The organism is Pseudomonas sp. P4_C3 (assembly GCF_056402075.1).
This window is the reverse complement of sequence record NZ_JBFUIC010000014.1, coordinates 39766-47988: the sequence shown is the minus strand read 5'-3', so window position 1 is coordinate 47988 and position 8223 is coordinate 39766. Positions and strand designations below refer to the sequence as shown.

The window sequence follows — 8223 nt, the reverse complement described above, 5'->3', positions numbered from 1 at the left end:
CTGCTGCACGGTAATGGCGACGCAATGATCGGCATCAACCCCGCCACCGACAGCATCGCTTCGATTAGCGCCATGCTGGAGATGCTCGACGCGATCATCCAGCGCTACGAAATCCCCACCCAGGCTTGTGTGCTGACCCATGTCACCACATCGATCGAAGCGGTCAATCGCGGTGTCCCGTTAGACCTGGTGTTCCAGTCGATCGCCGGCACCGAGGCGGCCAACGCCAGTTTCGGCATCAACCTCAACTTATTGCAGGAAGGTTACGACGCAGGATTGAGCCTCAATCGCGGCACACTGGGTAAGAACCTGATGTACTTCGAAACCGGCCAGGGCAGTGCCCTGTCGGCCAACGCCCATCACGGCGTCGATCAACAAACCTGCGAAACCCGCGCCTACGCCGTCGCGCGGCATTTCAAACCGTTCCTGGTGAATACCGTCGTCGGCTTCATCGGCCCGGAATACCTGTACAACGGCAAACAGATCATCCGCGCCGGCCTGGAAGACCACTTCTGCGGCAAATTGCTCGGTGTGCCCATGGGTTGCGACATCTGCTACACCAACCACGCCGAAGCCGACCAGGATGACATGGATACCCTGCTGACCCTGCTGGGCGTCGCCGGGATCAACTTCATCATGGGCATCCCCGGCTCCGACGACATCATGCTCAACTACCAGACCACCTCGTTCCACGATGCGCTCTACGCCCGGCAGACCCTCGGCCTGAAGCCCGCACCGGAGTTCGAGCAGTGGCTGGCAAAAATGGGCATCTTCACTCAAGCCGATGGCAGGGTTCTCTTCGGCGACAGCCTGCCGCCAGCCTTCCGGCAGGCCTTGGCGCAACTGGGATGAGCATTGACATGGATAAACTACCCTTCGATCCACACAACCCCTGGCTGGAGCTGCGGCGCCTGACGCCGGCGCGAATCGCTCTGGGCCGCACCGGCACCAGCATTCCCACTCGCGCACAACTGGACTTCCAATACGCCCACGCTCAGGCGCGGGATGCGGTGCACTTGCCGTTTGACCATGCCTCCCTCAGCGCGCAATTGGCCGAACGTGATCGCCAGTGTCTTTTGCTGCACAGTGCGGCGACGGATCGCAACACGTACCTGCAACGCCCCGATCTGGGGCGAAAACTCAGTGATGCCTCGGCGCAGACCCTGCGTGATTACGCGACGGCCCATCCGGGAGGCGTGGATCTGGTGATCGTGGTCGCCGACGGCCTGTCGGCACTGGCCGTTCATCGCCATACCCTGCCGTTTCTGACGCGTTTCGAAGAGCAAATGGCAGACGACAGCTGGACTGTTGCGCCAGTCATACTCGTGGAACAGGGCCGGGTGGCCGTCGCCGATGAGATCGGTGAGTTGCTTGGCGCAAAAATGACCGTGATTCTCATCGGCGAACGCCCTGGCCTCAGCTCCCCGGACAGCCTGGGTTTATATTTCACCTACAATCCCAAGGTCGGCCTTACCGATGCCTACCGTAATTGCATCTCCAATGTCCGGCTTGAAGGGCTGAGCTACGGCATGGCGGCACACCGTTTGCTGTATTTGATGCGTGAAGCCTGCCGGCGGCAGTTGTCAGGGGTCAATCTGAAGGACGAAGCGCAGGTTCAGACACTGGCGTCGGACGCGGAGGCCGACATGAAAGCTAATTTCCTGCTCGGCCCGCCGAATGCCTGAACCGCTTCTGCATTGCACATTCGTACCAGTTTCAGGCAGGATCGTTGCGCGGCCGCCAAGGGTTTCCCATCGCCGTCAGAGACGTAAGACAGCCACTTGAAGACGAGACCTACCATGCGGATTATTCAAGCGACCCTCGAACACCTGGACCTGCTGACCCCGTTGTTCGTCAAATATCGCGAGTTTTATGGCTCCCTGCCGTATCCGGACTCGTCCCGGGCGTTCCTCGAAAAACGCCTGCGTCGCAAAGAGTCGGTGATCTACCTGGCGTTGTCCGATGACGACAGCAACAAACTGATGGGTTTCTGTCAGCTTTACCCGAGTTTCTCCTCGCTTTCGCTCAAACGCGTGTGGATCCTCAACGATATTTATGTCGCCGAGGACGCCCGCCGCCAGTTGGTGGCCGACAACCTGATCCGCACCGCAAAAAAAATGGCCAAGGAAACCAATGCCGTGCGCATGCGTGTTTCCACCAGCAGCAACAACGAAGTCGCGCAGAAAACCTATGAGTCCATCGGATTCAAGGAAGACACCGAATTCAAGAACTATGTGCTGCCGATCAGCGACGAACTCTGAATTACCTGCACCTGTGGGAGCGAGCAGGCTCGCTCCCACAGGTTCGGTATCAAGCCATCGGTCTTGTCATGACATTCCCCGCTACAATCTCGACGCGATTTTCACCTCTCGCCTCGTATAATCCCGAACTCCCCGGCTTGTAAGAAAAACTACCCTTATCCGTAGTCTTACGCGAAGTCATCCGCACAGGCCTGCTGAGTCGGGCCGTTACCACAGGTGCTTTCCATGGATTTCAACCCGATCGACATCGTCCTGCATCTCGACGTCTACCTCGACATGCTTGTAACCAACTACGGGGCATGGATCTACGCCATCCTGTTTATGGTGATCTTTTGTGAAACCGGCCTGGTGGTCATGCCCTTCCTGCCGGGCGACTCCCTGCTGTTCATCGCCGGTGCCGTGGCGGCCGGTGGCGGCATGGATCCGGTACTGCTCGGCGGCCTGCTGATGCTGGCGGCGATTCTGGGCGACAGCACCAACTACATCATCGGACGAACGGCGGGTGAAAAACTGTTCAGCAATCCGAATTCGAAGATCTTCCGTCGTGACTACCTGCAACAAACCCACGACTTCTACGACAAGCATGGCGGCAAAACCGTGACTCTGGCGCGCTTCATGCCGATCATCCGCACCTTTGCACCGTTCGTCGCCGGTGTTGGGAAAATGCCTTATCCGCGGTTCTTCGCCTTCAGCGTCTTTGGCACTGTCCTGTGGGTCGGCGGGCTGGTGACGCTCGGTTACTTCTTCGGCAACGTACCGTTCATCAAGAAGAACCTGTCGCTGCTGGTAGTCGGCATCATCCTGTTGTCGTTGGTGCCAATGATCATTGGCATGGTACGTAACCGCCTTGCAGGTTCGAACTCCAAAGCCGAATCGCGCTGACACGATGTGGTCCCTGAGCGCCTGGCGTCGCCGGCGCACCTTGGCAAAGCACCCGATTGCCGATGACATGTGGCAACGGGTGCGCCATTACCTGAGTTTTCTCGATGGCCTCAGCGCCGCCGAAGACCAATGGCTGCGCGAAGCCTGCGTGCTGTTCCTCGAAGACAAGCACCTGAGCGCCCTGCCCGGTGTCGAACTGCATCAGGAACAACGCTTGCTGCTCGCAGCCCAGGCGCAACTGCCGCTGCTGCACCTCGGCGACCTGAACTGGTATCAGGGCTTCCACGAAATCATTCTCTACCCCGACGACTTCCTCAGCCCCCAGCGCCATCGCGATGCCAGCGGCGTCGAGCACGAATGGGACGGAGAACACAGCGGTGAAGCCTGGCAGCAAGGCCCGATCATCCTCGCCTGGCCCGGCGTAATGGCCAGCGGAGGCTGGGAAGGCTACAACCTGGTGATCCACGAACTGGCGCACAAACTCGACATGCTCAATGGCGTCGCCAACGGCCTGCCGCCGTTGCATGCCGACATGCGCGTCAGCGACTGGGCCAACGTCATGCAAGAGGCCTACTACGACCTCGACCGGCAACTGGAACGCAATCCCGATGCCGAAACGGCCATCGACCCGTATGCCGCCGAAAACCCTGCCGAGTTCTTCGCCGTCACCAGCGAATACTTCTTCAGCGCCCCGGATTTGCTGCACGAGGCTTATCCACAGGTGTACCAGCAGCTGAAGTTGTTCTATCGCCAGGACCCTCTGGCGAGGTTGAAGCAACTAAAGGCGCATGACCCTGTCTATCAGGCACACCAGTGAGCGCCATACGACTTCTGGTGCGTGGCGTCGATCCAGGAATATGCCTATAATCGCCGCCACTTTTTGGTCAATCCGGCCAAGTGTTTTTGGTCAACTAACGGGGGCAACGCCCAATGAGCTACAGCAAGATTCCGGCTGGCAAAGACCTGCCGAACGACATCTACGTCGCGATCGAGATTCCGGCCAACCACGCGCCGATCAAATACGAAATCGACAAAGACAGCGATTGCCTGTTCGTTGACCGTTTCATGGCCACCCCAATGTTCTACCCGGCCAACTACGGTTACATCCCGAACACCCTGGCTGACGACGGTGACCCCCTCGACGTGCTGGTCGTAACCCCTTACCCGGTTGCTCCAGGTTCGGTGATCCGCGCCCGTCCGGTCGGCATCCTGAACATGACCGACGATGGCGGCGGCGATGCCAAGGTCATCGCAGTCCCACACGACAAGCTGTCCCAGCTGTACGTCGACGTGAAGGAATACACCGACCTGCCAGCGCTGCTGATCCAGCAGATCGAGCACTTCTTCGCGAACTACAAAGATCTCGAAAAAGGCAAATGGGTGAAGATCGAAGGCTGGGCCGGCGCAGACGCCGCCCGCGACGCGATCACCAAGTCGGTTGCTGCCTATAAAGGTTAAGAGCGGCCGCGAGCTTCAAGCGACAAGCTTCAAGAAAAACCCTGGTTGAACCAGGGTTTTTTGTGGGCGCTTGATAAGTGCGCTAAACATAACGTTTAACCCTGCTCGATCTTGGTTTTTATTTGTTTAAAATTCCCCAAGAGCGTCTTACATCCCGTCGTAAATTTCCCGCGAAATTTGAACGAGACGTTTATTCAAACCCTTGTTAGCCGCCAGTAGACTCGCGTTCATGAAAAAGAACACTAGCGGCCCACGCTTCAAGGCTCTCCTCGAAGCAGCGAACATCACGACCACCGGATTTGCCGAATTCCTGGATACGGCTCCGCAAAATGTACATAACTGGTACACCCGCGGTGTGCCCGCCCATTGCATGGAAGAAGTCGCCAGAAAACTCTCCGTCAGCAGCGACTGGCTGAAAACCGGCGAAGGCTCGAAAGATGCCCAGCACCTGCGCCTGCTCGAAGACTCCGGCAACATCTTCGATGCCCAGACCATCCGCGGTGTCTATACAGTCATCGAGCCTGTCGACGTCGAACTGCCATTCCTCAAAGAAGCTGTCACTGCCCCGGGTTCCAACATAACCCACGTTATAGAAGACCCCGAGAAATCCATCCGCCTGCCCCGCAGCCACCTCGATTCCCTGGAAATCAACCACGCCGACGCCATCTGCGCCCTTATGAGCGGCAATAGCATGGGCGAGAAAATTGAAGACGGTTCGACCCTGGCGATTGACCGTGGCCTGACCCAGATTGTCGATGGCGAGATCTACGCCATCGAACATGACGGCATGCTGCGCATCAAGTACCTGCACCGACTACCGGGCAACTCCCTGCGACTGCGCAGCCACAACCGCGCCGAATACCCGGATGAAATCTTCAGACCCGCCCAAATCGAAGAGCAGAACATCAGGGTGCTGGGCTGGGTGTTCTGGTGGTCGACCCTGAACAAACGGCGGCCGGCGCTGCCGTTTCTTTAAGCGCTCCAGAACGCCCATCGGCCGCCCACCCGGCCGCCCACCCGGGCGGCCAAACGGCTCTGCCCGGCACTTCCCGCTGGGAATTTTCGTCAAACCTGCGTATGCTGCGCCCCACATTTGCGCATCGATCCGCCTTGCGGCTCAGATGCACTGACCTGACAGATGACTTTCTCACCAGGTCCCACAGCCGGACGCAAGATCCGGGTGTACGTTTTGAAGGCTGGCGCGGTTTACCAAAAATGATCCAAGCCAGTCCCCGAGAAGCCGGCCACAAGCCGGCTTTTTAATGTCTGAAAGAAAGTGATTCACGACAAAAATCACTCAACCCCTTCAGTATTCAGCGCATAAAACTCCTGCAACTTGGCTTGCAACAGTTTCTTGTCTGGCAATTGGGTGTGGTACTCCGCGATCAAGGCAGGCGACAGCGAGCGGTTCAGGGCGTACTCGACGATTTCGTCCTCTTTGCTTGCGCATAACAATACGCCGAGCGCCGGGTTTTCGTGTGGTTTGCGGACATTGCGGTCCAACGCTTCAAGATAAAAATCCATCTTCCCCAGGTATTCCGGCTCAAAGCGCCCGACCTTGAGTTCGATCGCCACCAGGCAGTTCAGCCCACGGTGGAAAAACAACAGATCCAGCGCAAAGTCACGCCCACCTACCTGCAACGGATATTGCGAACCCACAAAGCAGAAGTCCCTGCCCAGTTCGATCAGAAAGTCCCTGAGTTTGTGCAGCAGGCCTCCATGCAAGTCTGTCTCTGCATGTCCACGCTCCAGAGCCAGAAACTCGACCACATAGGTATCCTTGAACACATCCAGGGCCTGGGGATGAATTTGTCGCAGCGGTGCTGACACTTTTGCCGGGCTGACCACTGAACGCTCAAACAGAGCCGCCTTGAACTGACGCTCCAGTTCGCGGCTCGACCACTTTTCCTGGATTGCCATGCGCAGGTAAAACTCACGCTCCTCCGGGCGTTTGCTCTGGTTGAGGATGATCATGTTGTGTGTCCAGGGCAATTGTCTCAGCAGTGCTGAGACTTTTACGTCATGCCTGTACGCTTCGAAAAATTGACGCATACGAAACAAATTAGGCCGGGTAAAGCCCCGCAGTCCGGGCTGAGTACGAGCGAGGTGAGTGGCTAATCGAGCCACCACCCCATCCCCCCACTCCGCCGCTTCAATTTTGCGACTGATATAGGCCCCAACCTGCCAGTGCAACTCGATCAGCTCGGTGTTGACCGCCTGCATGGCGCGTTGTCGCGCTGTCACGATCAGTTGGGTGATTTCGTTGAAAGCAGAATCGATAGAGGTATTGCCAGGAAGATCATTCACGTCAGGGCATTTCCATGTCGGTTGGAGGGCCCTCTCAATTACTCCTGATACCGACGCAAGAACATTCACAATGTATGTCTGCATGAAACAACGCTAACAAGCCTCTATCCCGTCCAAAAACCGCTCCCCTTACCCCGGAAGATGCTCTGCCGGTCGGACTTCGCTTTCAAGCTCAACGGGAACCTACGCAATGGATCTGCACATCCCGACCCTGCTGGTAGTCTCGGTCTTCGTTTTCATTCTGATGGGTTTGTTGACCTGTCATGCCTGGTGGCGTGAAACCCGCGAGCTTCCTCTGGCTTATCTGGGTGCAATGATGCTGCTGGCGGCGCTGGGTGTGGTGCTGATCAGTTGGCGGGGTCGATATTGTCCCGCTCGTTTTCAACCGCGAGTCGGGCTACGACCTTTCGAGCCTGCTTTCACAGGCGGATGAAACCCTACATGGCGCCAAGGATCACGGGCGCAATCGTGTGCAAACCCTGCGCAAGTTGTACCTCAACCTCACGGATAGCTGAATGACTTCACCAACGTCAGCTCCCCCACCGCGCGCATCGGCACCAGGAACGTCTCCATCTTCTCGCTCGGCGTGCCTTCCTCGGTAATCACCGTCACCTGCGCCGTGGTCAGCGCTTGCACCGCGTCTTCCTGCCCCTCTTCATCACTGCTGTAGCCACCGCCAAAGTAGTTCACATAGACCAGATATTGCCCCTTGATTGGCGCGGGCATGGCGAAGATCTCCGGGCCGTAGCCGGTGGTGACGTCGACGTCGAGCGCTGCGCCGTTGGGGGCGACGCGGTCGCCGTACCAGATGTGGGCGCCGTCAGGGGTGATCAGGTGCAGGTCGAGGTCGGTGTTATCGCTGTCCCACGACAGCAAAACGCGCAACTTGGCCGGGGTCGCACCGCCGCTGCTGTTGAGAAATTGCGTGCGGTGACGTTGTTGGCCATCAGGGCTGCGTACTTCGACGCTGTTGCTGCCGTTGGGGAATGAGAACGGGCGATCGAAGCGGCCGGCCGGGTCGATTTTCAGCGGCATGCTCACCCCGTTGACGATCAGCCGGCCGGGCTCTGTCGACTTCGGTGTGGCTTTGATCTGCCCGCTGATGCGAGCGGTGTTGGCCTGCCCTGCCGGGGTATTCACCGACGAGGCCGGGTAGTTGACGGTCTGCCGGAAGCTTTCCCCTTCGCCCTCAGGCGCGCCGGTGCGCCAACCGCCTGCGGGGGTGTCGAGTTTGACGCTGTCAGCCGCCATCACCGATGGCAACGCCACCAGCGAACAGAGCAACAGCAAGACCTGTGGATAACGGAGTTTCATG

At 58.2% G+C, this 8223-nt stretch carries 10 protein-coding genes; 8 read left to right on the top strand and 2 right to left on the bottom strand.

From position 1 onward, the window contains the following. From eutB to AC1DVH_RS05145, 7 genes are all read left to right on the top strand, one after another. The coding region (gene eutB, locus AC1DVH_RS05175; protein ID WP_477752887.1) for an ethanolamine ammonia-lyase subunit EutB at positions 1 to 852 on the top strand (852 nt) is incomplete at its 5' end. 8 nt (positions 853 to 860) lie between these two features. After that, positions 861 to 1685 carry an ethanolamine ammonia-lyase subunit EutC gene (eutC, locus tag AC1DVH_RS05170; RefSeq protein WP_477752886.1) on the top strand — a complete coding sequence of 275 codons (825 nt, stop codon included), beginning with the start codon at positions 861 to 863 and terminating at the stop codon, positions 1683 to 1685. Positions 1686 to 1799: 114 nt separating this feature from the next. Then, positions 1800 to 2261 carry a GNAT family N-acetyltransferase gene (locus AC1DVH_RS05165; protein WP_007990572.1) on the top strand — a complete coding sequence of 154 codons (462 nt, stop codon included), beginning with the start codon at positions 1800 to 1802 and terminating at the stop codon, positions 2259 to 2261. 225 nt (positions 2262 to 2486) lie between these two features. Next, positions 2487 to 3143 (top strand): DedA family protein, encoded by a 657-nt coding sequence (locus tag AC1DVH_RS05160; protein ID WP_477752885.1) that lies wholly within the window; start codon positions 2487 to 2489, stop codon positions 3141 to 3143. A gap of 4 nt (positions 3144 to 3147) precedes the next feature. Further along, the gene (locus AC1DVH_RS05155; RefSeq protein ID WP_477752884.1) at positions 3148 to 3960 is read left to right on the top strand and encodes a M90 family metallopeptidase; all 813 of its coding nucleotides are present in this window, start codon (positions 3148 to 3150) and stop codon (positions 3958 to 3960) included. A gap of 113 nt (positions 3961 to 4073) precedes the next feature. Beyond that, the gene (ppa, locus tag AC1DVH_RS05150) at positions 4074 to 4601 is read left to right on the top strand and encodes an inorganic diphosphatase (RefSeq protein WP_007894323.1); all 528 of its coding nucleotides are present in this window, start codon (positions 4074 to 4076) and stop codon (positions 4599 to 4601) included. A 229-nt stretch (positions 4602 to 4830) separates the two neighbouring features. Next, the gene (locus AC1DVH_RS05145) at positions 4831 to 5577 is read left to right on the top strand and encodes a LexA family transcriptional regulator (protein WP_477752883.1); all 747 of its coding nucleotides are present in this window, start codon (positions 4831 to 4833) and stop codon (positions 5575 to 5577) included. A gap of 317 nt (positions 5578 to 5894) precedes the next feature. Here the strand turns inward: AC1DVH_RS05145 and AC1DVH_RS05140 are convergent, their stop codons facing one another. Next, positions 5895 to 6908, bottom strand: coding sequence for a PDDEXK nuclease domain-containing protein (locus AC1DVH_RS05140; RefSeq protein WP_477752888.1), 1014 nt, complete (start codon positions 6906 to 6908; stop codon positions 5895 to 5897). Between the two features lie 190 nt (positions 6909 to 7098). Here AC1DVH_RS05140 and AC1DVH_RS05135 point away from each other — a divergent pair, with 190 nt between their 5' ends. Next, positions 7099 to 7341 (top strand): hypothetical protein, encoded by a 243-nt coding sequence (locus AC1DVH_RS05135; RefSeq protein ID WP_477752882.1) that lies wholly within the window; start codon positions 7099 to 7101, stop codon positions 7339 to 7341. A gap of 68 nt (positions 7342 to 7409) precedes the next feature. On the opposite strand, the gene AC1DVH_RS05130 is transcribed toward AC1DVH_RS05135, so the two are convergent. Next, on the bottom strand, positions 7410 to 8222 hold the full coding sequence (locus AC1DVH_RS05130) for a YfaP family protein (RefSeq protein WP_477752881.1): 813 nt from the start codon (positions 8220 to 8222) through the stop codon (positions 7410 to 7412). Position 8223 lies beyond the last annotated feature (1 nt).